The organism is Streptomyces sp. NPDC004284, assembly GCF_042874035.1.
GTDB lineage: Bacteria > Actinomycetota > Actinomycetes > Streptomycetales > Streptomycetaceae > Streptomyces.
The window spans coordinates 336,056-360,295 of sequence record NZ_JBIAMJ010000008.1 but is presented as its reverse complement, the minus strand read 5'-3'; the positions used below and the strand labels follow the sequence as shown (position 1 = coordinate 360,295).

Here is a 24,240-nt window from a genome sequence, read left to right as displayed (position 1 = left end):
CGCACGCACGGTCCGGCGTCGGCCGGCCGACTCCGAAAATGTTAGGTGGCAGCCGAGTCGACGTGGTCGGTCGGGGCGTTCAGCAGGTCGCTTGCCGACCGGTGGATCTTCGCCAGGGCGCTCAGGAGGTGCCTGCGTTCGGCTTGGGTGAGGTCCGCCATGACGTTTTCCTCCATGGAGCGCCGTTCGGCCTCGATCGGTTCCTGCAGCGCGCGCCCCGCGTCCGTGAGCCAGAGTCGGACCAGGCGGTTGTCCCGGTCGTCGCGGCGCCGGGTGATCAGGCCGGCGGTGGTCATCCTGGTGGCCATTTTGACGACGGTGGGCGTCGTGACGTTCAGCGCCGCGGCGACCTCGCCGGGCGTACGGCCGTCCTGTTCCCACAATGCCGCGAGCAGGAGGTTCTGCCCGAGGTGCAGTCCATGGCGGCGCATCGCTCCTTCGGCGAGGGTGCGGAGCGCCTTCGTCGTCCTGCTGTGCAGGTCCAGGAACTCGGGCATCGTCGCCTCCGGTGGTGTGGAGCATCGGCTGACCAGGCAGCCTCGCAAGTCGATTGACGGCTAATCAGTTCCCGGCTAGCGTTCTCGCGAAAATCGCTAGACGGCTAACAACTCTAGGGGGACTGATGATACTGATCACCGGGGCCACCGGAAACATCGGCCACGAGCTCGTCCGCGAACTCGACACGAAGGGCGTCGAGGTCCGTACTCTCATCCGCGACCCCGCCCGCGCCACCGCACTGCCCGCGCGCGCCGATCGCGTCGTCGGCGACCTGGATGAGCCGGCCACGCTGGCACCCGCATTCGCCGGCGTCGACAAGCTGTTCCTGCTCACGCCGGGCATCGGCACCGACCACGCCGTCGCCGCCGCAAAGGCCGCCGGAGTGAGCCACATCGTGCACCTGTCCTCCGCCAACGTCCTGGGCGACCCGATGCCCGCGATGGGCCGCTGGCACCACGAGCGCGAAGAGATCGTCCGCGCCTGCGGCATACCCGCCACGATCCTGCGGCCCGGCGGCTTCATGACCAACGCCCTCGAATGGGCGCCCACGATCCGGGAGGAAGGGTACGTCCTCGACCCGGTCGGTCCCGGCCGCTACGCACCGATCGATCCCGTCGACATCGCCGCCGTCGCCGCCCTCGTCCTCACCCAAAGCACCCAGAGCACCCAGAGCACCCATCAGAACAAGGAGTACGTCCTCACCGGCGACGAGGCCCTCACCGTCACCGAACAGGCCCAGATCATCGCTGCCACCATCGGCCGCACCATCGAGGTCCGCGAAGCCCTCACACCGGCACAGGCCATCCGCTCCCGCTTCCCCGACGGAGTGCCCCAGGCGCTCGCCGACGCCATCATCGAAGGGTTCACGCTCATGCGCGCCGACATCGTCGGGTTCCGCACCGACACCGTGGAGAACCTCCTCGGCCGCAAGCCCCAGACGTTCGCCCACTGGTGCGCGCGCAACGCCGACGCGTTCCGACCGGCCGCCAACGCCTGACCCGGCAGACGACAACGCCACCGTCCACACCCTCCCGCACGATCCCTCGCCGATGCCGCGATGCTCCAGGAGATCCACGAAGGGTTGCAGGTGAGGGAGGACCGGAACTCCAGTCGAGTCCACGGCCCGCCTGTTCCACCAGGCCCTCCCTCCGCCGAGTACATGGAGGTCGATTCCTTGACATCATGGAGCCGTGAATGCCGATGACCTGCTTCTCCTCCCCCTGCTGGTGGTGGACGGAGCCAACGTCGTGGGATCGGTGCCGGACGGCTGGTGGCGCGACCGGCGCGGAGCCGCCGAGCGGCTGCGTGACCGGCTTGCCGCGACCGGAGGACCGGCCGACGGCCCGTACCCGCGACCGTACGAGATCGTCCTGGTCGTCGAGGGCGGTGCCCGAGGCGTCGCCTCAGTTCCCGGCGTGCGAGTCGAGGAGGCTCCCGGCAGCGGTGACGACCTGATCGTCGAGCTGGCCCGGAACGCGAACGGCCGGCCGTGCCTGGTGGTCACGGCCGATCGCGAGCTACGCCGACGAGTGACGCAGGAAGGCGCCCGCTGTGCAGGCCCCCGCAGCGTTCTCCAACCACCCACGTAGGATCCGGAATCGGCATCCCACGTATCCCGCATATCCCGCGCAGCTGCGCTGTTTCAGCCAACGCCTCCCTCTACCTGCCCTTGTGGGGATCAGTGGCCTCCAGCGGGTCAGCCCGGCCGAGCAGCTCCGCGAGCGGGGTGCCGGTCCGAGCGGCGACAATGCGGCGGGCCCGCAACTGGGCACGGGTACGTGGGCGGAACTTCGGCTCCCGCCCGCAGCCACAGGCTTCGAAGCCTTCGTAACGCAACCCGGCGCCCAGGACCGCCGCGACCACCGACCACGCCTTTCGGTTGCTGCGGCGGGGTGCCGCGAAGTCGTGTCCGGCACACAGCAGCGGTCCGGAGCAGCGCGGGCATGTATGCCCAACGTTGTGGGGGTGCCGTTTGAAGCTGACCCGGCACGATACGCACGCGTAGTGCAGCTTGTCATGGACAAAAGCGTAGGTGCACACGCATGAACCGTATCGACGGTGCTTCGTCGTGGGCCAGCACTCAGCAGCGGTGCGATGGCTGGACTGGCCAGAGATGTCGCCGGAAGGGTAGTGGGCTGACGGCATGCCAGGGGTGGACTTGCCGGACCACTCCTTCGACGAGTGGCATCACCGGCTGTCCGACCGAAGTCGGTGGTCCTGAGCTCTTACGGCCTGACGGTGGCCCGTACCGCATAAGGCGTCTTCGGGCAGCTCGACGCCTGGCTCGGCATGCCCCTGACCACCGAGGACCGGGCCGCCGGGCTGCCCTCTCCCCCGGATCACGCCCGTCGGCGAACCGCGGCTCATCGACGAGTCGCGCCGCCTCGGCGAGGTGGACTTCTCCACGGCTGGTACAGAGGACCGCTACCCGGACGTGTTCAGCCTGCTGCCCCTGACAACTGGCGACGCCGATCTCCTCGGTCAAAGCCCCGTACACGCCCCCTGACAACGCGGTCGAACACCGTCTGCCGCCGAGAATGCTCATTACCCTCCAGACAGGGCGGCCACGCTGACAGGATGATCAGCATGACGATGATCGACGGTGAGATAGCACCCGGATTCGAAGCTGTGCGCGAGGCGTTCGCGGCGAACTTCGCCCAGTACGGGGACATCGGCGCGGCCGTGTGCGTCTACCAGCACGGTCGGCCGGTGGTCGACCTGTGGGGCGGTGTCGCCGATCAGGAGACCGGCCGAGCCTGGACGCGGGACACTCTGCAGTTGGTCTACTCGGCGACCAAGGGGACCATCGCGACCGCGGCGCACATGCTGGTCGAGCGCGGCCTGCTGGACCTCGACGCACCGGTGGCGAAGTACTGGCCGGAGTTCGCGGCGAACGGCAAGGCGGAGATCCCCGTGCGCTGGCTGTTGTCCCACCAGGCCGGCCTGGTGGCCCTGGACCGACCGCTGCCCCTCTCAGACGTGTTGGCCTGGGATCCGATGGCGGCCGCGCTGGCGGCCCAGCGCCCTCACTGGACTCCTGGCACGGCACACGGGTACCACGGCCGGACCTGGGGCTGGCTGGTCGGCGAGGTGATCCGCCGAGTCTCCGGGCGGATGCCCGGCCGGTTCTTCGCCGATGAGATCGCCGGGCCGCTCGGCCTGGACTTCTTCATCGGACTGCCCGAGAAGGAGCGCGGCCGGGTCAGCCGCATGGTGTACCAGCAGCCGCCTGTGGACCTCACCGACATCCCCGCCGAATCCATCCCCGAGGAACTCCGCGAACAGGCCGCCGCCTGGAGCGACCCGAACTCCCTCAGCAACCGGGCCTTCGCGGTCACCGACCCCGCCGCGATCGACTTCGACTCGGCGGAGGTACAGGCCGCGGAGCTCCCCTCCTCCAACGGAATCGGCACGGCCCGCGCCCTCGCCCGCATGTACGCCGCGCTGATCGGCGAAGTGGACGGCGTACGCCTGCTCACCCCGGAGACCCTGACGTCAGCGACCGAGGAGCAGGCCTCCGGGAAGGACCTGGTGATGCTGTTCCCGAGCCGCTTCGGCACCGGCTACATGCTGCCCACGCCCGACAACCGCATGACCGGCCCGAACGCCTTCGGCCACACCGGCCGCGGCGGCTCCCTGGCCTTCGCCGACCCCGAACACGGCATCGCCTTCGCCTACGTGATGAACCACATCGTCAGCGCACCGGGCGACGCCCGTGCGACTGCGCTGGCCGAAGCGGTACGGAGGTCGGTGGCATAAGCCGTCGGCGCACGCTTCCCCCTCGGCCAGGCATGCTCCACAGGCATCCCTTTCGGAAGTTGCGGCCCCTCTTCTTCCGTACTCCGCTGACGGCGGCATCGTCGTCGGCTTCCGAGATGATCGCGGTGCCTGACCCTCCGAGAGCCACAACGACACCAGGCACCGGAAAGACGTGACGTTCGGATCGGCGAGATCCAGCATCGTGTCTTCGTCGGCCATGTCCATGCGGGTCAGGGGCATCCGCGGAGTGAACACGGTCACCGAGAACGGCGTGGCGGGTCAGGCGGGCGAGCTGTTCCGGAAAGCGTGCGCCGACGGTCGGTCTTCGTCGGACAACCTGTGCCACCAGTGGGCACATCCGCTCGAGCAATCGCGCTCGCGGCGCCGCGCATCGGCGATCGCGAGGACCGAGATCAGCAGCCGAAACGCTTTGCGGCGCTCGTCGAGGGGGGCGAGGCCGGCGATCTTGCCCAGTTGCTGGTCGATCCGGCCGCGTGTGATCAGTACCGCTGGTGTGTGCGTCGGGCGCAGTCCGGCACGGCTGATGCCCTCCGGCGCATCGCCGGTGACGGCGCGGGCCTGGATGCAGTGGTGGGCCAGGAATCGCAACGTCTGGGACTGCTCCTCCGAGGAGAGGGCACCGAACCACTCGATGCCCTGGGACATCGGGCGCAACCCCTGAGCGAGCTCGTTGAGCATGATGTCGCGTTCGGTCATGGCTGTCTCCCGTGAGGCAGGCGGCGTTCCGCCGCGGTGATCAAGATGCCGAGCAGGACTGCCAGATCGGCCGCTCCCTCGGCGTCATCGGCCCAGCGAGTGGTGTGGAGCGGGTGCACCTGGTCGATCGTCGCTCCTTCGCGGGTCAGGACAAAGGCGAGTGCCGACATCGCCGCGCGGATCCACTCCAACTCCAGCCCGTTTTCGAGCGACCCCTCGTAAGAACAGGAAGGCCCTGCTCAGTCCTGCGGCTCAGGGTCGACTGCCGCAGGGAAACCCAAGCTATCCAGCATGACGACGAAGAGCTCTTCGGCGAACGTCTCGTGGGACCGCAGGACCTCCTCGATCGTGCTCTCGGCCACGTCGTTACCGACTCCCGCAGACCGAACCCAGGCCAGGGCGCGGCGGGCGTCGACGGGTACGCAGGCGTCCAACTCGGCCAGCGGACGGTCCAAGATCTCTGCCGCGATATGGAGGTTCAGCCATGCGTCCCACTGCTCCCCGCCGGGGTCCAGACCCCGCACCAACGCGACGTCGCTGTCGTGCACCAACGCCACGCAGGCCGGAGCCCCAGTCCACTCGACGACCGCTCGCAGGACGTCCTCGGCCCTGCCGGGAAAGGCCCCGTGGAACTCCCACGTCTGCCACCCACCGGGCCGTGGCCACCAAGCGGATATGCCGCCCTCGTCGTCCTCTCGCGCACCGCCGAAGACCGGGGCCTCAATGAGCGGACGCTCACTGCGGCCGAAGACCAACTCCCCCGAGAAACCCATCGTCACTCCTCTCCAGCACCGTTGCTCGCACGATAGGGGCGACCTCTGACAATGGAGTCTCGCCGGACTCGTGCTCGGTTCAGGGGGAATGGTCAGCGGATCTTCACGGTGGCGCAGGTGAACGTCGTGTCCTGGAGCAGCTCGGGAGTGATGGCGACGCCCGTCAGGTACTCGGCCAGATCGAGCCCGGCAGGTCGCGGTCTGCTACATGAGCTTCCTGGAGGAGACCCTGGAAGGCCAGCAGAGCGCCGACGTCAAAGGCAACCACGGCGACCGTCCGGAGGTCATCGACGACGACACGCTCACCTCCGCCATCGCGCTCAAGGACAAGGGCGTCCCTGTCCCTGGGATCGCCCGGAAGCTGGAGATCAAGACCGGCGAGAACGCCGGCAAATGCCCCTCGGTCGTCTCCGTTCACCAGGCACTCGCCGAAGCCGAGGAGGACACAATCACAGCCGCCGACCTGCCGCAGCGGCCCAAGCCCGCACGCGTCCTTCGTCCCTAGGGCCCGCTCTCCCCCGAGGAGGCCGACCTGCGCGGCCCCCTGGTCACCCAGCGCGCCACGCTCACCGCCGCCGACCGCGATGAGGTGCACCCGTGATCCCCGGGCCTCACCGACTCAAGGCCCGCACCCTGCTCCTGGGAGCCGAGGAGCCGGGCTTGCCTGACCTGGCCGAAACCTGGGTCAACGACGGCGGCCAGGGCGAAGCCGGGGTCTGACGCTGAGTGTCGAGCGTCCAGCCAAGCAGCGTCAGGCTTCCAAGATCACGCCATGGCCCCTTGTGACCTCCGATTACGTCGGCGACCACCAGAACCTCTATGGACTCCGCGGACACGGGCTCCCTCTTCTCAGCTCAAAGCTGAGCTACTCGAGTACTCGTACGACGTCTTCGTCCACCACTACGACGCCGTCAGGCACTCGTTCGAGTACGGCCTTGGCGCGCTCGTCGATCTCCGACACCGCGCTGATACACCGCAGTGGCGGGAGGGGGAAACCTCCAGCGCATGCTCACGACAGCGTCGCGCACCTTACGGGTCTGAACCGTTCCCGTGTCCGTGTACCCCAGCGTCACGGCATGGGTTCGGTTGAATGTGTCCACCTTCCTGGTCGGGCTGAGGCCGCCTACTGTCGATCTTGACGTGACTGAGGAGCATGAAGTCAGATGTGGTGAGAAATCAGCATCGCGAAGCAGCAAGGCCGTAGGGGGTTTGGCGTGTTCATCACGGAAGAGGACGTCTTCGATCCTGATGAAGTACTGAGCCTCTACGACTCGGTCGGTTGGGAGGGTTACACCGCCGACGTCGACAAGCTCTGCCGCGGCCTGCGGAACTCTCACCTCGTCATCACCGCACGAGACGGTTCAGGAACACTCCTCGGACTGGCCCGGACCGTCTCCGACGACGAGCACATCTGCTACGTCCAGGACGTCGTGGTCGACCCTGCGCATCACCGGCAGGGCATCGGTCAGGCCCTGGTCGAACACCTCATGCGACGCTACTCGCACTGCCGCTTCTTCCTCCTCTCCACGGACCACGAGTCGTCCCCGGAAGGCAAGCGCAACCACGCCTTCTACCGGAGCCTTGGCTTCCTGTCCTACGAGGAGAAGCAGATGGCGGGCTTCGGACTGCCCAGGAACCGCCCCGACCTGCGTGATACGGCGCCGTAGAGATACGCCCCTCCCGGCTATGGCGAGAACATGCTCACCTTCCTCCGAGAGCGCTCGGCAAATACTGTTCCTGGAGATCGGCGAAGCCACGTCGCCAGAGACGGTCGCGCCGACTTGGGTCGGAGACAGACCAGCACAACAGCATCGTGATCAACCTGGACCAGCTGCCTCGTCATTCGCCAACCCGCGAACCTCCAAGCGGCAGGTGCGTTCCCCACTCCCGTTTCCGTTTCCATCTCCGTCTTCGACGACCGGCACCGTCTGCTTGCCAAGAGGTCGCCTCATTTGGATCAGCGGTCCGTGGCCGTGACGATCATGGAGCGGCTGGTTCTTGATGGACTGTGGGAGTTGTTCCAACGGCTGGTGCCGTCGGCACCCACGCGCCCGCAGGGTGGGGACGGGGTGCCACGGGGCCGGGAAGTCCTGGCTGTGATCGTTTTCGTGGCGGCGTCCGGCGGGCCTGAATCCTGTGGATCGGGGCAAGACGGGCGTCCGGGCGGGTGAGGCGATCGGCTACGACCTGCTTGATCAGCCGCATCAGGTAGGCGACTTCGGTGTCGCCGCGACGCTGGAGGTTCTCGGTCGAGCGCAGGAACACCGTCACGTGGGTGGTCCCCCAGGACCTCGCACCAGGAGAGCACCTCCTCGACGTGTTCGGCGCCCGCTTTGTGGCCGAGGCTCGGGTTGATCATGCCCCTCTGCCGGGCCCAGCGGCGGTTGGCGTCCATGATCAGCCCGACATGCCGGGGCAGCGGGCCCGCCATGACCTCGCGGCGCAGGCGGCGTGTGCAGAGGGAGCGGAGCAGGTCGGGCATGAGCATCGTCGAAGCGGGTCGGTCGGGAGCGGCCCGCAGGTCCTGGAGGGCCTTGGTCGAGCGGTGGTCGGGCGGGGGTCGAGCGGCTTACGGCGTTGATGGCAGGCTGGGCGGATGTCACGCGGCTTCACGACGGCGATGGCAGATCGGGCGAATATCGTGCGGCCTTACGACGCCGATGGCAGGTCGCGCAGATCTCGCAGGGTGCCCGCGCACACCGTCGTCAGCAGGAGCAGGCCCACGCCGGTGCCGGCGCCGAGCGGGTGGAATCCGGCGGCGGCCGAGAGACCGAGGATGGTCGCACCGCCGGTGGCGCTTGCCGCGGCGAGGGTCCAGACGCCGGCCCGGAGGCGGCCGGTGCCGGGTGGTACGACGGCGTCCGCGTCGACGCCGGTGAAGATGCGGGGGATCCGGATCGCTCCGAGGCCGAGGGGGCTCCACCAGGCGGCGAGGACGGCGGTGCGCAGGGTGGGCGGCGAGGCGTCCGCGTCGACGCCGGCGCCTTCACCGTGTTCGCCTACCTGACGACGCAGGTTCGCGTGGTGCGGGCGGACATCCCTGGCAGGACGATCCGTACGACGCGGTGGTGACCTTCACCATGTTCTTCGTCCCACTTCTCAGCGCGCTCGGCGCGGCAAGGGCGCTGCTGTGCCACCGCGACCGGCCACTGTCGCGCTACTGGATCGAGCAGGTGCTTCGGGCCGCGCCGATCTGCACGCTGCTCATCGCCGCCACGCTCGCCACCGACTGGGCGGTGGTGGTCGTACGAGCGGACCGCACGTCCTGGGACGAGGGCGCCCCTGGCTGATCGCGTCCCTGCTGCCGCTCACCGGGACGACGGCCGGGAGCCTGCTCCTGCACCGCCGGGCGATCCGGCGACTGCCGCAACCGGTGCGCGGGGCCGAGGACAGGGGCGAGGACGCGGGCGGGGACTGGCTGGACGATCTCGCGCACCTGCTCGCCGGCCCCCGTTCCCGCTCCCGCTCCCGCACGGGGCGCGCGCTCACCGCGCTGATCGGCCGCCGCGACGTGCTCGGCTTCGTACGTCTCCGTTTTCACCCCGCTCGCCGCCACGGCTGCCCTCGCCGCCGGCCTGCTGGTCGCCACGGGCCTGGCCTCCGGCGAGGGCTGGCCCGGCGTGCTGCTCTTCACCGTGGAGACCGCGGTCTTCGCGGGCGGCACCTTCGCCTTGGTGATGATCTGCAACAGCGTCCTGCGGTTCGCCGCGTCTCCTCCCGCATGGGGGCGCGACGGGCCGCCCGGATCGCGACCGCTGCAGGCGCGCTGGCGCTGTGGGACGCTGCCTGGCGACTGCTCGGGCTCGGCGACCAGGTCGCCCCCCTCGGGCAGTGGGTGGCCGTCGCACTCGCCTTCGCACTCCTGACGGGTGCGCTCGCCTTCGGTGTGGCTGCGGCCGGAACCAGGGAGTGAGTGACAGTGGAAGGCGTCAGCGGTCGGTTGCCGGAGCGCTGGAGGAGGGAGACACCGCCATCGAGGCCGGCTCATCGGACCGATGCTCCGGTGGAGGAGATGACAGCGAGAATGGTCGAGACCCGTGGACGAGAGGTGGTCGGCCATCGACGGACGAAGGGGCTTGCGTCTCCCGTAGGGGGAGACTCCAAGGTATCGGCATGAACGGCGACACGCTTTACTCGATCGGCGAGCTGGCTCGACGGACCGGCCTCACGGTCAAGACCATTCGGTTCTACTCCGATCGCGGAATCGTGACGCCGACGGACCGTAGCCCGGCCGGCTATCGCCGGTACGACGTCGATGCCGTCGCGCGCCTGGACCTCGTACGGACCCTGCGCGAACTGGGGCTTGACCTCCCCACGATCCGCAAGGTCGTCGACCGGGAGCTCTCGTTCCCCGAGGTCGCCACTGCGCATGCCGAAGCACTGGCGGTGCAGATCCGCATCCTGCGCCTGCGGCACACGGTGCTGACAGCGGTGGCCGAGCGCCGGCTCACTCCCGAGGAGACCGATCTCATGCACCAGCTCGCCCAGCTTTCCGAGGACGAACGCCGCGATCTCATCGGGGATTTCCTCGACGCGGTCTTCGACGGCCTCGACGCCGACTCCGCATTCGTGGGGGTCAGGCGCTCGATGACCCCCGAACTGCCCGACAACCCCGAGGCAGGACAGACCCGGGCGTGGGTGGAGTGGGCCGAGATGGCCCTGGACCCTGACTTCCGCGCCGGCGTACGACGAATGGCCGAGCATCTCGCAGCCGAACAGGCACAAGGCGACACCACGGGCCCGCACCGCGACTTCGCCGCCACTGTCCGCGACCTGGTCGCCCCGGCCCTGGCGGCGGGCATCGACCCGGCTTCGCACCACGTCGATCCGATCGTCACGGAGCTTGCGGTTCACTACGCGCGCACCTGTGGCCGCCCTGACGACACCGAGCTTCGCCGTCGGCTGCTGCTTCGGTTGGAGAGCGTGAACGACCCGCGCAGGGACCGCTTCTTCCAGCTCCTCGCCGTGATCAACAGCTGGCCTGCTCCGGAGAGCCTGGCTCCCGTGCTCGACTGGTCCGCAGAGGCCGTACGCGTTCGGGCGCACCGGTAGTGGGCCGAGGACCGTCGATGCCGGGGCCGGACACCGCCGCGTACGACCGGCCGGTGAACGGCACCGTCATACCGCGTGCGGATGCGACGCCGTCCGCTCCCGTCCTCATGCTTCACTCCTGGCACATGCGGGACGTTCCCGCGCTGGTCGCGGCATGCCGGGATCCCGCACTGCGCCACTGGACAAGCTCTGCCGTGGAGAACGATGCCGACGCGATACGGTGGGTGCGGGCCCAGCAGCGAGGACGGGCGGCGGCCGACCAGTTCGGCTTCGCGACCCTCAAAGCGCAACCCGACTAGCCCCATGGGCAGTTGGTCGGCAATGCAGTCCTCAAGAACGTCGCATCCGGCAAACCCTCGGCCGAGGTGGGCTATGGGACCACTGCGCACGCGCGTGGACATGGTGTGGCCCCGCGCCCTGGAGGCCCTCACCGCTGGGCCTTCGACACCCTCGGGCTCGGCGGGTCGAAGCGTCTGGAACTCCTGCATCAGGTGGACGACTCCGTCTCGTGCCGGGTCGCGCAGAGAACCCGGTACGCATTCGACAGAGTCCTGCCCGCGGTGCCGCTCTCCTTCCCCCCCTCGAAGGTCATCTGCGTGTACGACACAGGGAGGCCTGAGATCGGGATCTCGCCGGTCATCATGCTGCCGGCTTGAACGCCAAGGACTCGTGACCGTGGCGACGCGGTCGGCGTACGACGTGGTCTACGTAGGCCCGGTACGGCTCGCGCCCGGACGGGGCGGAGCCGTCGTCGGCGAGGGCCACGCACTACCTGGGCGTGGCCCAGTGGAGCGCGAGCGGGGTTGTGACGCGCCCAGAGTGGCCCCGTCCGCGGCCGGATGATCCTGCCATCCGCGAGTACGTCGCGGACAGCGGCGCCCCCGGTCTGCCGCAGGTGGTCGGTGAACGGGCCGGGGAGGTCGAGCACCACCGTGGTGACGGGCTCGGGCCGCGGCTGCTCGGTGGCTGGGGCATCGTCCCCCGCCTGCTCGGGGGCGCCGGGCAGATCGCGGGCGCCGGCCGCGTCCAGGACGCGGCGGATCATCTTGAGGCTCAGCGGGCTGTCTTGGGCGCGACGCCATGGCGCCGGGCCGGGGCCTTGACCGCGGCGCCTTCCCCGTACGCCTCGACCACCTCGCCCACTTGGCCCTCGCCGGGGGCCTGGAACTCCAGAACCCCGGCGAGCACGGTGACGACATGGGCTCAATCGGACGACGTGCCCGGAGAGCACACGGCGAACCACTGCTCGGCACCGTAGTCCTCGAACCGCTCCACCTCGGTGAACCCCAGCTTCGCGGCGACGCGCATCGATGCCTCGTTGGCGGTCTGGGTGGAGAGCACCACCGGCTCGCCGGGAAGCACGCCGGCGAACCAGTCGAGCACCGCCGCGCACGCCTCGGAGGCGTACCCGCGTCCCCACGCCTGCGGCAGGAACATGTAGCCGAGCTCGATCTCCCCTCCTTCCGGACGGATGTGCCCCTTGCGCTCCGGGGCGCGCCGATCGAGCGTGATCATGCCGATCGTCGCTCCGTCCAGTTCGACCGCGAAGAATCCGAAGCGCCGCCCGGGCACCTCGGGCATCGCGCGCTCCAGCTCGTCACGCGGTCGGGAGCCACCGACGTAGGTGCCCACCTCCGGTGACGCGAAGAGCTCGACGAATGCCGCACGGTCCCGGGCCTCGGACTCGCGGAGCACGAGCCGCTCGGTCTTGATCGGGGCAGGCGGCCAGGCGACGGGGCGCACTGTGATCTCATCCGACATGGAACGGCTCCTGATCTTCTCGGTCACACGATTCGATCTCGTATGGCCATTGCGGGCAACGACTTCTGACGTCATCAGACATCGAGACGCACTCCGGCGAGACGCCAGTTGCGTACGCCCGGAAAGATCCACCAGTCAGGAGCCTCAGATGACCGACAGCGGCGGCGGCCCGCCGCAGGGGGCGCCTCCGACCGGCTGTGCCAGGCCGAGGGGCCTGCCGGCCTCGGCTTCGTCCGCACGGCGATGGTGCGGCTGTCACCCCACTTCAGCGCCGGTCATCCACCGTCATGCTCAACGCGCGGGTCGCTGCAGCGAACGCAGTCCCTGGTCCCGGTGCGACCGGACGATCGGGCAGCGCCCGTGGATGATGTGCTCATGGACCGGCGGGGAACGTCGGGAGCGGATCTCTGGCGAGCCCGTGCGGTACTTCCACGCGATCACCTCGATCATCTGCCGATGATCACACCACTGCCCGCCACCTCATGGAGTCCGGTCCAGTCCGGTCCGGTCCCGAAGCAGCGGCTCGATCCGCGACCACCGCGCATCAGCCGACAGCACGACCGGACCAACACCCCGGCGACCCGAACGACTCGGTCTCGATACAGGATGGGCGCATGCTTCCTCCCCGATTGCTGTGGCGTGATCCGCGACCCATCCCCCGGTTCAACCGGCAGGAACCGGTGACCCAGATCGTCTGTGATCCCGGCTTCTACGAGCCGAGCGATGAGGACGACTGCTCAAGGTTCGGGTACTTCTGCCAGGCACATGACCGCCCCTACCGGCACGAGTCCTGCGGGGAAGGGCCGCATCTCATCGCCCTGTACTGCCACGAGCACGGGCTGGAGAACATGTGGCCGCAGCCACTCATGCTGATGTTCCCTGAAGGGTTCGACCCTTCGCTGAGCGACGCGCAGCTGGCCTGGGCACGAGAGGACGACGACGCTGCCCAGGCATGACCCGAAAGAGACGGCCCAGTCAGACGGCCCAGCCAGACGACCAAGGCGCAGCACTGTCGCCTGCGCACCGAAGACGACACGTACTTCGGCTTCAGCGCCCGCTCGGAAGCGGAGGTGCCCACGACCGCATCCCATGGACCGACGGCAACGAGCGACCCCAGATCACCGCGGCAAGTCCGGTCGCCCCTGACCCGCTCCCACCCGCCAGCTCCGGCTGCCCGTCACGCCAGGCGTCGGCACCAGCGACACACGACCATCCTGTCCACCGACGGAACAAGCGGACCGAACTCGCCACGCCAGACGGCCGGCAGCCGTGCTGGGAGATCGATGTCAAGCATCCAGGGAACCTTCGGGGCTGCCCTTCTTTTCGACCATTACTTTGCCGCCGACAAAGGCGACACCTAGAGCGACTGCGGCCCCAATGCCAGCCGCCACCTTCTTGAACACCCCATCCAGGAACTTCTTATTCTCGCTGTCCTTCTGGAAATCCATCCTTCCGGTTTCCTGGATCTGCTCGATAACGAACCTTCTCTGCTCCCAGCTCAGGTCACCCTTATCGAGTTCGCCCTTGAGGATCTCCCTGATCTCCCGCAAGGCCCTGTGGACATGCTCCTGACTTTCCTTGTTGGCCGAGAGCGTAGCCCCATGCGCCTCCTCTATCGCGTCCACAGCGTCCATAGCGAAATCCTTGAACGCGGGGAACTGCTCAATGAGCTTCAGGGCTACCTCAGTGCCCATATCGGGCACCATGGCCGCGAACCTGATCATCTTGTCCTTCGACAGGTTCCGCCAAGAGTCGATCCCAAGAGCCCGCTTGATCTCTTCTTCATTCTTGTAAGCCATTCCGCGACTTCGCCCCACCCTGTCTCGTTCTCCCACATCCCCATGGCGCCCCCCGTCGGCCGGCAGGGGTCGCCATGCAGCGTACTGCCGCCCGAAGCCCCACCCAGGGCGCACTTGACACAACCACCGCCCTTGCACCTCCGGGTGCGTCCTGTACCTCGGGTACGGCGCGGGCTGACTCCCCGTCACCGTGGATTTTTTCGGGTGACGTTCAGCAGATGCTGCCCTCGTCGATCACCACCCGGCGAGCCGGAACGGTTTCGCGCCCACTACCGCGAACACCCGTCGGCCTGGGGAACTGCGTCGGGCTCGCGCCAGGCGGTGACGACGCGACGGATTCCGGCATCGCGGATGAGCTGGGCACATGGGTGGGGCCGGGAGGCTCCAGAAGGTGGTCGAGGGGGCTGGTCCGGCGGGGTGCGGGACGATGCCGGTCGAGTGCGGCGTGGAACTCGGCGACGCCGTTCTCGGTGGTTGCGGGGGGCGAGGAGGCGTGGCCGGCCTCCTGCCGACTCGTCATGACGCTGGTGTGGGGCTACCGGGAGATCCTCGACGTGCTGACGGTTTTCGACAGCGACGACTGAACTCTCCGAAGCCGCAGGAGCATGCGAGGCACGCATGCTCCTGCGGCTTGTCCGGTCGTCCTGTCAGGCAGTCACACGTGGAAGCCGCCGTGGAAGGGGCCCAGTCGACGTCGATGTCGAGAAGGCGTGCGAGGGCCGGCAATCCGATGCCGTCGGGCCCGACGCCGTTGACGGTGCCCACAGCACCTGCCGTGCCGACCGCGGAGCGGTGGACGGGGGGTGCCTGCACGGGCATGGACAGGCTGACGGGCCGGTGTTCCGATTCTCGGTCGAAACGAGTGCCCATGACGCTCAGCTCCTTCCCTTCCTGATCATTCCGGGAACCCGCTGACGGAAGAGCGGGCGGGGAGCACCGGTGTCCCCGAAGACGCCGAGGACGCTGATGCGGCCACCAGTCTTCACCGGGCCCGTCGTGGGGGTGTTCCCCACAGCGTTCGAGTAGCGTCACGGCCGCGTCGCCGCGGCGTGCCGGCCGCGCGGCGCTATGCGGACAGCAGGCCCGGCAGAAGGCTGATCATCTGCGGCGAGGGGCTCACGTTGAGTTCCCGCGAGAGGAATTCGGAGTAGTGCTGATAGCGCAGCACGGCACTCACCACGTTGCCCTCGGCCAGATGGATCTCGATCACGATCCGTTGAGCGGTCTCCCGAATGGGATCAATGGCGATGGCCGTGAGCGCCGCCTGAAGGGCGGGAAGGTACTGCCCTGCCGTCAGCAGTCGCTGGGCCAGGCCCTCGAAGGCGTAGAGGCGTAACTGGTCCCAGCGTTCGCGGTCCAGGTCCAGCCATTCGTCGGTCCAGCCGGGCAGCAGTTCCTGCGTGAGGTCGTCGATGAGCGCTTCGGCGTCGCCGGGTGGCGGGCCAGGGCCATCGACGATCTTCCGCGCGTCTACGCCGACCGTATGAAGATCGACCCGGATGAGGGGCGACAGTCGCAATCGTTGCCCGATGCAGTCCACAAGAGGGATGCGGCCGGTGCGTCTTCCCCGACACAGAGCCGAGCGCAGATTGGCGGCGGCCCGGTGGTTCGGGTAGTCGGGCCATAGCTGCTGCGCCGCGGCGCCCCGATGGGCACCGTCGCTCTGCGGCCCCAGAAACGCCAGCAGCCGCTGGGCTCCGAGAGACACGCGCACCCTTTGCCCAGAGCAGACGAGCTCGAAGTCGCCTAAGGGCTGTCCCGTAACTGCTGCTTGCCACAGGCGCTGAGCCTTTCCCCGTACGGGGTTCCAATGAGCGCGGGGACGGTGTCAGTGGGCGAGGGCACACTGACTGCATGATCACCTCTTCATCCACCGCAGACGATGCCTCCCACCCCTCCCCTGTCTGGGTGGAGTCGATGGGCGGCCCTCTGATCGTCGTCCCCGTCTCTGCCCTGGCCTCCTGGGGTGGGTGCATGGAGAGTGGTCTTATGGCGGGAGACGCCACCGCTCCAGACGACTACGACCGGGCCTGCGCGGTGGACGATCTGGCCGGTGTGATCCCCATCGACGAGAACGGTGCGCAGGCGCTGGTGCTGGCGGACGAGCCGGCGACCAGCTGCTATCTGCCCCAGCACAGAGCGTTCCTGCGGTGGCTCGCCGCCGAAAGCGAGGCCGGACTGAGCGCCGCAGCAGACGCTGTCCTCGCAGACCCGGCCACAGTGTGGGAGGAGTGCGGCACCTGGGTCTCGGACGGTCCGGCGGTGCTCATGGACTCCGCCGAAGCGGGTTCCGACTTGGGCCTCGAGTACCCCGACGGCGGGATGCCCGCCGAGGCATCGGTCCCGCTGGCCGCCGGCCGCTGGAGGGTCCGCGCCACGCAGACCAAGGTGGGCGAGGAGAACTGGGTCGGTCTGGTCCAGCTCCTGCCCGCCGGATTCTGAACGGGCAGTGCTTCGGTCGGGTGCGGTCAGTCGCGGCGCGCAAGGTTGTGCATCCGGGCGATGCCGAGCATGGCGTGGTGGACGCCGTCGCCTTTGAGACGGCAGTCGCGGAGGATCTTCCAGGTCTTCATGCGGGCGAAGACGTGCTCGACCCGGGCGCGGACGTGTTTGTGGGACTTGTTGTGCTCCTCTTTTCAGCCGCGGAGTTCGCTCTGGCCGCGCTTGCGGCGGTGCGGGATGACGAGTCCGGTGCCCGGGTAGCCGCCGTCGGCGATCGTGGTGGTCTTGCCGACGGCAGCTTTGGCGCCGGACTCCTCCCATGCCTTGCAGTCGTTGCGGTTGCCGGGCAACGGCCGGCCGACCACGACGACCAGGCGGGTGTCGGCATCGATGACGACCTGGTGGTTGGTGGAGTACCGGTAGTTTTTCGACCGCTCGGCCACCGTGTGGTCGCGAGTTGGGACCAAGGTGCCGTCCACGATCAGGACGGTGCCCTTGCGGAATCGCCTGCGGGGCTTGAGCGCGAGCAGGGGACCGAGGTGGCTAACGATGCGGTTGGCCGCGGACTTCGAGACGCCGAACAGCGGGGCGAGCTGCCGCAACGTCAAGTTGGTACGCCAGTAGGCCGTGACCAGCAGCACCCGATCCTCCAGCGGCAGGCCCCACGGCCGGCCTCTGCGAACCGTGTCGACCCCTTCGTGCCGCAGCTGTGTCACCAACGTGCCGAAACAGCGGGGGCTCAACCCGGTGAACGGGGCTATCCAGGACGGCTGCGACGCCGTGATCACACCAGCCACGGCGGGAGCCTCACACGGTTCCCGCCGTGGCTGGTGTGTTGATCACTTGCTGGACAGGCGGAGGTCGCCGGAGCAGGTTTCACATCGGACACGGCCGGAGTCGAAGGTGATCTCCAGGGCGATCCGCCCACTGTCCGGGATGGTCTCTTCGCCGACTGCCAGCACCGTCTCGCCGAGGTGATCTGCGAATGGGGTCTCGCCGCTGACAGGCGCCACCTCGACGCGGCCTGACTCCGCCATGTCGTACCCCGCGAAGGGGGCCGATGCCTCCACGATCAGGCACCAGTCCGAACCGGTCGTGATGCGCGTGGAGACTGCTTCGCTGTCGATCAGCCACACATCCAGTGGGCCGGACGGAGCCTCTGAGTCGTACAGGTGCCACGAGGCGACTACTTGCTCAAGACGGCGTCCGACCAGGTAGTCAGGACGCACACCGCCCCCGTGCAACGGGCACTCGCTCACTATCTTCGACTCCACGCGTCGACCGTACTGTCAGGCGAACCCCCAGCTCACGTCCTTATACGGGACAGCCCTTAGCAGTTCTAGCGACAGTTCGTTCGAGGCTTCGTTCCGCAGCACATCCCCACTTTGCAACTGGCATGTACCACTCGCATCCGGGTGCAGCCCCTCTTCTCCCGTCGGCAGCGACTCCGCGGCCGTGTCCTCAAGCCCTGTGAAACGGTCCCGATTCCGCACCCGGCCTGCGCCGAGAACGCGTACGCGATGCCCCGGCAACGATCGCGGAACGCGTCTTGCACAGTCCGGACAACGGACGCCGCACAGGGCTGGCGGATGCTACCGAGGCTCCCGGCCCCGGGCCGATGTCGCTGCACGGCACCCTCGTCACCAGCCTGATCTTCGGGCAGCCCGGAAAGGGCGTGACCGGCATCGCCCCGCGCTGCCGGAGGCTGCTCCTCCCGGTGTTCCGGGACGGGGACGAGGCCCGGGTCCCCCAGCTGGACCTGGCCCGGGCCATCGAGCGGGCCGTCCAGGAGGGTGCACAGGTCATCAACATCAGCGGCGGTGAGCGCGTTCCGGACGGGCAGCCGGACGAACTGCTGGGCCGCGCCCTGCGACTGTGTGACGACCAAGGCGTGCTCGTGGTCGCGGCCGCCGGCAATGACGGATGCGACGGTCTGCAAGTACCCGCAGCGGTACCCAGCGTGCTCGTGGTCGGCGCGACCGGGCCCGACGGCACCCCCCTGCAGATCAGCAACTGGGGAGCCGCCTACGCCACGCACGGCGTCGTCGCCCCGGGTGAGGCCGTCGAGGGCGCCGCGCCCGGCGGCGGACGGGCGGCCGTCACCGGCAGCAGCTTCGCCACCCCCCTGGTGGCCGGCGTGGCCGCGCTGCTCGTGGCGGCGCAGCCGCGGACGGGGCACCCCGCCGATCCGAAAGCGGCCGGCGACGCCATCCTCACCACCGCGTCCGTCGCCGCGTGCCGCCCCGCCGACGCGCCCGCGTGCCGCCGTTATCTCGGCGGGAACCTGAACGCCGCACGCGCACACGGCCTGATCAGCGCGACAGGAGACACAGCCATGACGAACCTCGACGCAGCAGCCACGCCCGACACGAGCACTGTACTGTCCGGGCCGCCCGAGGCGGCGGGGAACACCACCGACGCGGTCGTTGCGGCCGGCGGGCTGCACGCGCTCGGCGAGAACGGTGCCCCAGGCAACGTCGAGACCGCCCACGACGCGCCCTCCGGTGGGCAGTCCTGGGCGGCTGCCGCCCAGCCCGCGGCCACCCGGCCCCCCGGCGAACAGGCCGCCGGCATCCGGGCCGCGTACGGAGACGGAGGCGGCACCGCAGAGGGCAGCCCGGCCGGTGTCGCGGCAGGCGGGCCTGAGCCGACCGCACCAACCACGCCGACCGTGCAATCGACCGGGACATTCGCCGGCGACTGGCAGGGGCAGAGCGGCCGAGGCCCGGGGGTACGGCCCTCCTGTGGCTGCGGGGGAAGTTCCGCCTCGGAATGCCATTGCGGAAACAACGGCAGCGGCCCACAGCGGCAGTTGATCTACGCCATCGGCACGCTGGGGTTCGGCTATCAGACCGAAGCGCGCAGGGACGGCTTCACCCAGCAGATGAAGAATCCCGTCATCCGGCAGGGCGACACGGACGTCGAGGCGCCGGCTAACCCCTACGACGGACGTCAGCTCGCCGATTACCTCACGGAGAACCCCTGGGCGTCCGACAAGGTCCTCTGGACGTTGAATCTGGACGCCACGCCCGTCTACGCCCTGGAGGCCGAGACGCCGGTGGCCATGGACTGGAACGAGCCCATCGACGTCGATGGCGAGAACGTCGCTCAGGAGCTCCGGAGCCTGCTGAAGAACCTCGCTCACCCGCCGGTCTCCGTCATCTACCGGACGTTCCGCGACGTGCTGCGGGGGCAGTTGCTCAACGACAAGGACCCCGGCCACGTCTCGCGCGTGTCCATCCCCGGTGTGCTCACCGGGCGGACCACCCGCCTCTACTCCGGCCAGGTCGTTCCGGTGGTCGAGGTCAAGAGCCGCGGCGTCTGCGCCTGGAACGAAGCCCAGCTGATCGACTCGATCCTGACAGCGGTCAAGTCGGCGGCCGCCGACTACAGGGAGAGCGCCCTGCCGGACGACGAGGTACGCGATCACGTCAAGGCGTTCCTCAACAAGGTCTACTACCAGTTCCGCAACCTGGGGCAGAGCTCGGCCGACCGCGCGCTGAACTTCGCCGGGACCAACGGCTTCCTGTTCGCCTCCACCGTCAAGGAAGGCCTGCTGGCCCCGGGAGTCACCCATCGGGCCAGGCGGGCCGACGGCACCTTCGAGCAGCCGCGTCTGGACGCGCTGGACACCATCCGTGTGTCGAAGGGCCCGCACTGCCGTCCGGGCTCGGACTGCCAGGACGTCTTCGTGAGCTTCTTCGACCCGGAGAACGACCAGCGTGCCAAGTACGTCTACCAGTTCACCATCGACGTCAGCGACGAGCTTCCCGTCAGCCTGGCGCCCGTGCGCCAGTTCCTGGACCGGTAGGAACCCGTCCGTCCCTAGGAGCACAGGAGTACACGATGACCGACACAAGGCCGCGGCCGACCAGCACGCTGCCCGTCCAGTCCCGCCCCGTCCACCGAGACCAGGGTCCGGACCCCGCGGCAGACCCCCTCAGCAGCGGTGTCGAAGCCTCCAGGAGCCGGTGCGCCAACTTGACCGGGCCCGCCCGGCAGATGTGCTACCAGGCCCTGTACGGACTCTCCACATGACACAGCCGACGGCGCCCCGCCCCGGGCTTCCCCGGGCAGAACCCGTGGAAGCAGAACCCGTGGAAGCGCGCTGACCGCATGGTCTCTCAGCGGTCAGCCGGGACCCCCACCCGCGAGCGGCCGCCATCGGGCCGCAGCGGCTCACCGCGAAGGAGCTACCCATGCGACTCAACCTGCCGGCCCAGACGAAGGCGGTTGATCGCCGCGATCCGCAGGAGCCACTCCTCCTCCTTCCTGGGAAGAAGAGAGTGATCGACGGCATCATGACCGTGATCATGGTGAAGCCCGACGGAGGCTACGGACCCGAACCAGGCGACGCGCCGACGATGTTGAACCTGGATTCCCGGGGCTGGTACTGCCGGGCTGGTTCCTCCTGCACATGGATGGGGCGGATCTGGCCCCACGCCACAACCAGCCTGAAGAGGAATCATGTACCAGAGCGTCTGGGATGCCTTCATCCCGTTCAGCGCGCCGCTGGAGGGCCGCGTCCAGTTCATGCACCTGGACGTCAAGAGCCTCGTCTCGACAGGCGTGGGAAACCTCCTCGACGCCGACGATCCACAGCACTTCGGCACCAACCCCAAGCCGTTGCCGGACATCTTCACACTCGAGTGGTACGACAAGGACACCCTTGCCCCGGCCACGCGCGCGGAGATCCTGTAGGAGTACAAGAACGTCAAATTCAGCAACACCGCTCACGACACCATCGAACAGAAGGAAGCCATCACACGGCTGCGCATCAGCAACGCGTCCATCGACGGCCTGGTGCGGAACAGGCTGTCAGAATTCGAGCATTACCTCCTGGGCCGCACCGACTTCGAGGACCTGGAGAGCTGGCCGGCCGACGCGCAGCTCGGCCTCTTCAGCATGGCCTGGGCCTTGGGGCCGGCCTTCAAGTTCCCCAAGTTCCAGACAGCGGCCCGACAGCAGGACTGGTTGACGACAGCACGGGAAAGCAAGATGACCGAGACGGGGAACGCCGGCGTGATTCCCCGGAACGTCAGAAACGCCCTGCTTTTCACCCTGGCCGACTGGAACGCCGTCCCGCCCCCCGGCGATCTGTCGCAGCTCGTGTACGACGTGTCGCTGGCCCTCGACGCCAACATGCGTTCCGGCAACTTCCCGATCCCACTCAACCTGGCCATCGGCGTGCAGACAGCGCTGGAGACCCTCGGCTTCGACCCACACGGACTCGACGGGGTCTTCGGCAACAACACACGCACCGCTCTGACCTCGTTCCAAAGCAGCAAAGGGCTCAAGACCACACCCACGGCCGCCGGCATCGACGACGTACCCGAAGAGACCATCCATGCCCTCGCCGACGAACTGCAGACCGAGGGATTCGCACACTACCCCTGAACCCGCAGCGCGGGCACGAGAGCTCTGCCGAGCCGACCCCGCTCGGGACCCCGGCGTCGTCCCCCAACCATCACGTGAGCACCACCGGAGACGACGGCCCAGGCGCCGAGCGGGTATTCGTTTGCGTACGAGGGACTGAACCTGCGACGGTCTCGGCGTGAGCGCAGTTCTGGGAGACAAGCACAGGTTCGCCGTCGAGGTCGGCGAGCGGGGCCAGCTGTGCCGAGTGGACCTGTGGGCTGCCGGGGTGTGGCTGACCTGCGACGACAACATGGCTTACACCCCGCAGTTCCGCCGCGCCGTGCTGCACACGGCCGACCGGCTCCGCTCCGGCGAGGGCTCCCCTCCTCCGTACGCCGGCACGTCTCCCGAAGCCACGCACCGGCGTCTTGGGACCGAGACCGACCACGAGCTGCGCAGCCGGTTCCGGGCCCTGGACTGGGGGCCCACGACCGACAACGTGATGGCCCACCTGTTCCGCGAGGGGGAGCACCTGATGATCACGCTGGAGTTCTGGCGTGAAGAACACCTGCTCGCCCACCCCGAGCATGCGCGTGAGGTCTTCGTGGTCGAGATCCCGACCGCGGAGTTCATCGGGATCCTCGACGACCTCGTGTCCGTCCTCGACGGCAGCCGAAAGCCTGAAGCCGGACTGTCATGATCGGCAGCCGGGGCCGAGAGGCTCCGAGGTCACGGCCGGTTGCTTGCCCACCGTCCCGGTCGGTCGATCCGGTACGGGCACTCCGCGCCCTCCCGGCTGACGGGAGTGGGGAACTCGAAGTCGTTACGTCAGGCCCGGCGCAGGGCTACGAGAGTCACACGCAGGGCCATGAGAGTCACACCGCCCAGCTGCCGCCGCACGGCCCACAGCCCGGCCGTCGACACACAGGAAGACCTCGTGAGAGCCGGCTCGCTCCTTCACTCTCACCCGATCAACCGACCATCCGCGGCCCAGAGCGGAGCCCGAAAACCCACCCGTCACATGCGTATCGAAGCTCGGCATGTCGGCCACGGACGGATTCTTCGGCACCCGGGCCGAACAAGGGTCCGTGCGCCTTACATACGATGCCGGGCGCCCAGTCTCGGGCTTCGGGTCTCGTCTCAAACACGTGTGTTCGATATCGAGGCCGCGTCGTTGACCTCGGTGTCGTCGCGGAAGGCAGGCGCGTCAGTGATGGAGGACCGCAGTTGAGCGCAGCAGACACACGCGAGGTCGAGCAGGACGAGCCCACCTCCCGGATGGACCCGCGAGGCGAACACCAGATCTTCGAGCAGATCAAAGCCATCGCCGCCGACCGCATCACCGTCGTCATCGCCCACCGCCTGGAGAACACCAGGATCGGGGACCACATCGTCGTGATGGAGCACGGCCGGATCACCGAACAGGGCCGGTACGACGGCCTCGTCCGCGCCGACAGCACCTTCGCCGAGCTACTGGAGCTCTCCCAGGACCGTTGCTCACTTCCGCCCTGCCCTGTACCGGGTACAGCCAAGGAGGAACCGTACTCCCGTCCCTCTCCGCTGCCGATGGCCGCGTACCCCGTCCCGTTCCCCTGCCCGCTTCGCGCCCCGGCGCGCGCCCCGCACGTGAGGGAGACCCGTCGTGAACACCGCAAGTGAAGGAGTCCCGTCGTGAACACCGCGACCCCCGAGACCGGATCCCCCTCGTACGGACTGGGAGCTCGGCCGGCCGGCACTCGACTCGCGTACCGTCCTCGCCCATCCGGACTGGGCCGAAGGGATGGGCCGCCTCGCCGCCGTCTACCACCGGCACCATCCGGCGGTGCCGGTGGAGGGGTTGGTGAGCGTGGTGCGGCTGACGGCCGCGTACCTGGGGTGCACCGTGTACCCGCTCAACACGGTCGTGGACGACCTCGGACCCGTCACCGAGTCGCTGAAGGCGTACGCCCGGGACCGCGTCGATGCCGCTGTCGTTCTGCGTGAGCGGCTCGACGAGGCGGAAGAGGCACTGAGGCACCACCCCCCGCGGCCCTTCCGGTAGCCCTGTCAGCCCGTCTCCAAGGCGGCCGACGCGAACCCAC

Annotated in this window: 24 protein-coding genes and 5 pseudogenes; 18 read left to right on the top strand and 11 right to left on the bottom strand. The window is 68.5% G+C overall.

What is annotated here, in order from left to right; translation table 11 throughout:
• Nucleotides 1-41: 41 nt before the first annotated feature.
• The gene (locus ACFYUS_RS23140; RefSeq protein ID WP_388855027.1) at nt 42-497 is read right to left on the bottom strand and encodes a MarR family winged helix-turn-helix transcriptional regulator; all 456 of its coding nucleotides are present in this window, start codon (nt 495-497) and stop codon (nt 42-44) included.
• A gap of 125 nt (nt 498-622) precedes the next feature.
• On the opposite strand from ACFYUS_RS23140, the gene ACFYUS_RS23135 reads away from it, so the two are divergent.
• The 3 genes from ACFYUS_RS23135 to ACFYUS_RS23125 all read left to right on the top strand — a co-directional run bounded on the left by ACFYUS_RS23135 (nt 623) and on the right by ACFYUS_RS23125 (nt 4,257).
• The gene (locus ACFYUS_RS23135; RefSeq protein ID WP_388855024.1) at nt 623-1,495 is read left to right on the top strand and encodes an NAD(P)H-binding protein; all 873 of its coding nucleotides are present in this window, start codon (nt 623-625) and stop codon (nt 1,493-1,495) included.
• Between the two features lie 193 nt (nt 1,496-1,688).
• Nucleotides 1,689-2,087, top strand: a complete 399-nt coding sequence (locus ACFYUS_RS23130) for an NTP pyrophosphohydrolase (protein ID WP_388855021.1) — start codon at nt 1,689-1,691, stop codon at nt 2,085-2,087.
• Nucleotides 2,088-3,084: 997 nt separating this feature from the next.
• A complete protein-coding gene (locus tag ACFYUS_RS23125; protein WP_388855018.1) occupies nt 3,085-4,257 on the top strand; it encodes a serine hydrolase domain-containing protein in 1,173 nt (390 codons plus the stop codon).
• Between the two features lie 279 nt (nt 4,258-4,536).
• Here ACFYUS_RS23125 and ACFYUS_RS23120 read toward each other — a convergent pair whose 3' ends face one another.
• The 3 genes and pseudogenes from ACFYUS_RS23120 to ACFYUS_RS23110 all read right to left on the bottom strand — a co-directional run.
• Nucleotides 4,537-4,974, bottom strand: a complete 438-nt coding sequence (locus ACFYUS_RS23120) for a DUF5958 family protein (RefSeq protein WP_388855015.1) — start codon at nt 4,972-4,974, stop codon at nt 4,537-4,539.
• 239 nt (nt 4,975-5,213) lie between these two features.
• Complete coding sequence (locus ACFYUS_RS23115; protein WP_388855012.1) at nt 5,214-5,747, bottom strand: hypothetical protein; 534 nt, start codon at nt 5,745-5,747, stop codon at nt 5,214-5,216.
• Between the two features lie 92 nt (nt 5,748-5,839).
• Nucleotides 5,840-5,932: pseudogene (locus ACFYUS_RS23110) on the bottom strand (DUF6461 domain-containing protein); the annotation flags it as partial.
• Between the two features lie 23 nt (nt 5,933-5,955).
• Between ACFYUS_RS23110 and ACFYUS_RS23105 the strand changes: the two are divergent.
• From ACFYUS_RS23105 to ACFYUS_RS23095, 3 genes and pseudogenes are all read left to right on the top strand, one after another.
• Nucleotides 5,956-6,252 carry a hypothetical protein gene (locus ACFYUS_RS23105; RefSeq protein WP_388855009.1) on the top strand — a complete coding sequence of 99 codons (297 nt, stop codon included), beginning with the start codon at nt 5,956-5,958 and terminating at the stop codon, nt 6,250-6,252.
• Between the two features lie 709 nt (nt 6,253-6,961).
• Nucleotides 6,962-7,414: a GNAT family N-acetyltransferase gene (locus ACFYUS_RS23100; protein WP_388855006.1), complete on the top strand. Its 453-nt coding sequence runs from the start codon at nt 6,962-6,964 to the stop codon at nt 7,412-7,414.
• A gap of 315 nt (nt 7,415-7,729) precedes the next feature.
• Nucleotides 7,730-7,870: pseudogene (locus ACFYUS_RS23095) on the top strand (IS5/IS1182 family transposase); the annotation flags it as partial.
• A gap of 170 nt (nt 7,871-8,040) precedes the next feature.
• Here the strand turns inward: ACFYUS_RS23095 and ACFYUS_RS23090 are convergent.
• Nucleotides 8,041-8,142, bottom strand: a pseudogene (locus tag ACFYUS_RS23090) (undecaprenyl diphosphate synthase family protein); the annotation flags it as partial.
• Between the two features lie 185 nt (nt 8,143-8,327).
• On the opposite strand from ACFYUS_RS23090, the gene ACFYUS_RS23085 reads away from it, so the two are divergent.
• The 4 genes from ACFYUS_RS23085 to ACFYUS_RS23070 all read left to right on the top strand — a co-directional run bounded on the left by ACFYUS_RS23085 (nt 8,328) and on the right by ACFYUS_RS23070 (nt 10,799).
• Nucleotides 8,328-8,819: a hypothetical protein gene (locus ACFYUS_RS23085; RefSeq protein WP_388855003.1), complete on the top strand. Its 492-nt coding sequence runs from the start codon at nt 8,328-8,330 to the stop codon at nt 8,817-8,819.
• Entirely contained in the window at nt 8,816-9,037 is a 222-nt protein-coding gene (locus tag ACFYUS_RS23080) for a hypothetical protein (protein ID WP_388855000.1), read from the top strand. Before ACFYUS_RS23085 ends, ACFYUS_RS23080 begins: the two co-directional genes overlap by 4 nt.
• 431 nt (nt 9,038-9,468) lie before the next feature.
• Nucleotides 9,469-9,660 (top strand): hypothetical protein, encoded by a 192-nt coding sequence (locus tag ACFYUS_RS23075; RefSeq protein ID WP_388854997.1) that lies wholly within the window; start codon nt 9,469-9,471, stop codon nt 9,658-9,660.
• Nucleotides 9,661-9,860: 200 nt separating this feature from the next.
• A complete protein-coding gene (locus tag ACFYUS_RS23070; protein ID WP_388854994.1) occupies nt 9,861-10,799 on the top strand; it encodes a MerR family transcriptional regulator in 939 nt (312 codons plus the stop codon).
• Between the two features lie 1,053 nt (nt 10,800-11,852).
• On the opposite strand, the gene ACFYUS_RS23065 is transcribed toward ACFYUS_RS23070, so the two are convergent.
• Together ACFYUS_RS23065 and ACFYUS_RS23060 are read right to left on the bottom strand one after the other, a co-directional pair.
• Complete coding sequence (locus tag ACFYUS_RS23065) at nt 11,853-11,987, bottom strand: hypothetical protein (protein ID WP_388854991.1); 135 nt, start codon at nt 11,985-11,987, stop codon at nt 11,853-11,855.
• A gap of 15 nt (nt 11,988-12,002) precedes the next feature.
• Complete coding sequence (locus ACFYUS_RS23060; protein ID WP_388855191.1) at nt 12,003-12,560, bottom strand: GNAT family N-acetyltransferase; 558 nt, start codon at nt 12,558-12,560, stop codon at nt 12,003-12,005.
• Nucleotides 12,561-13,240: 680 nt separating this feature from the next.
• On the opposite strand from ACFYUS_RS23060, the gene ACFYUS_RS23055 reads away from it, so the two are divergent.
• Entirely contained in the window at nt 13,241-13,516 is a 276-nt protein-coding gene (locus ACFYUS_RS23055; protein WP_388854988.1) for a hypothetical protein, read from the top strand.
• A 330-nt stretch (nt 13,517-13,846) separates the two neighbouring features.
• Here ACFYUS_RS23055 and ACFYUS_RS23050 read toward each other — a convergent pair whose 3' ends face one another.
• Nucleotides 13,847-14,359 carry a hypothetical protein gene (locus ACFYUS_RS23050; RefSeq protein ID WP_388854985.1) on the bottom strand — a complete coding sequence of 171 codons (513 nt, stop codon included), beginning with the start codon at nt 14,357-14,359 and terminating at the stop codon, nt 13,847-13,849.
• 1,066 nt (nt 14,360-15,425) lie between these two features.
• On the bottom strand, nt 15,426-16,067 hold the full coding sequence (locus tag ACFYUS_RS23045; protein ID WP_388854982.1) for a BTAD domain-containing putative transcriptional regulator: 642 nt from the start codon (nt 16,065-16,067) through the stop codon (nt 15,426-15,428).
• 146 nt (nt 16,068-16,213) lie between these two features.
• On the opposite strand from ACFYUS_RS23045, the gene ACFYUS_RS23040 reads away from it, so the two are divergent.
• Nucleotides 16,214-16,801: an Imm21 family immunity protein gene (locus ACFYUS_RS23040; RefSeq protein ID WP_388854979.1), complete on the top strand. Its 588-nt coding sequence runs from the start codon at nt 16,214-16,216 to the stop codon at nt 16,799-16,801.
• 26 nt (nt 16,802-16,827) lie between these two features.
• Here the strand turns inward: ACFYUS_RS23040 and ACFYUS_RS23035 are convergent.
• Nucleotides 16,828-17,598: pseudogene (locus tag ACFYUS_RS23035) on the bottom strand (transposase).
• 42 nt (nt 17,599-17,640) lie between these two features.
• Nucleotides 17,641-18,075, bottom strand: a complete 435-nt coding sequence (locus ACFYUS_RS23030) for a hypothetical protein (protein WP_388854977.1) — start codon at nt 18,073-18,075, stop codon at nt 17,641-17,643.
• A 344-nt stretch (nt 18,076-18,419) separates the two neighbouring features.
• On the opposite strand from ACFYUS_RS23030, the gene ACFYUS_RS23025 reads away from it, so the two are divergent.
• The 6 genes and pseudogenes from ACFYUS_RS23025 (at nt 18,420) to ACFYUS_RS23000 (ending at nt 24,200) form a co-directional block, all read left to right on the top strand.
• Nucleotides 18,420-20,612, top strand: coding sequence for a S8 family serine peptidase (locus ACFYUS_RS23025; RefSeq protein ID WP_388854974.1), 2,193 nt, complete (start codon nt 18,420-18,422; stop codon nt 20,610-20,612).
• A gap of 656 nt (nt 20,613-21,268) precedes the next feature.
• Nucleotides 21,269-21,502: a hypothetical protein gene (locus ACFYUS_RS23020; protein ID WP_388854971.1), complete on the top strand. Its 234-nt coding sequence runs from the start codon at nt 21,269-21,271 to the stop codon at nt 21,500-21,502.
• A gap of 102 nt (nt 21,503-21,604) precedes the next feature.
• On the top strand, nt 21,605-22,198 hold the full coding sequence (locus ACFYUS_RS23015; RefSeq protein WP_388854968.1) for a peptidoglycan-binding protein: 594 nt from the start codon (nt 21,605-21,607) through the stop codon (nt 22,196-22,198).
• A gap of 157 nt (nt 22,199-22,355) precedes the next feature.
• Nucleotides 22,356-22,859 carry a hypothetical protein gene (locus tag ACFYUS_RS23010; RefSeq protein WP_388854965.1) on the top strand — a complete coding sequence of 168 codons (504 nt, stop codon included), beginning with the start codon at nt 22,356-22,358 and terminating at the stop codon, nt 22,857-22,859.
• Nucleotides 22,860-23,419: 560 nt separating this feature from the next.
• Nucleotides 23,420-23,653: pseudogene (locus ACFYUS_RS23005) on the top strand (ABC transporter ATP-binding protein); the annotation flags it as partial.
• A 286-nt stretch (nt 23,654-23,939) separates the two neighbouring features.
• Complete coding sequence (locus ACFYUS_RS23000; protein WP_388854962.1) at nt 23,940-24,200, top strand: hypothetical protein; 261 nt, start codon at nt 23,940-23,942, stop codon at nt 24,198-24,200.
• Nucleotides 24,201-24,240: the final 40 nt, after the last annotated feature.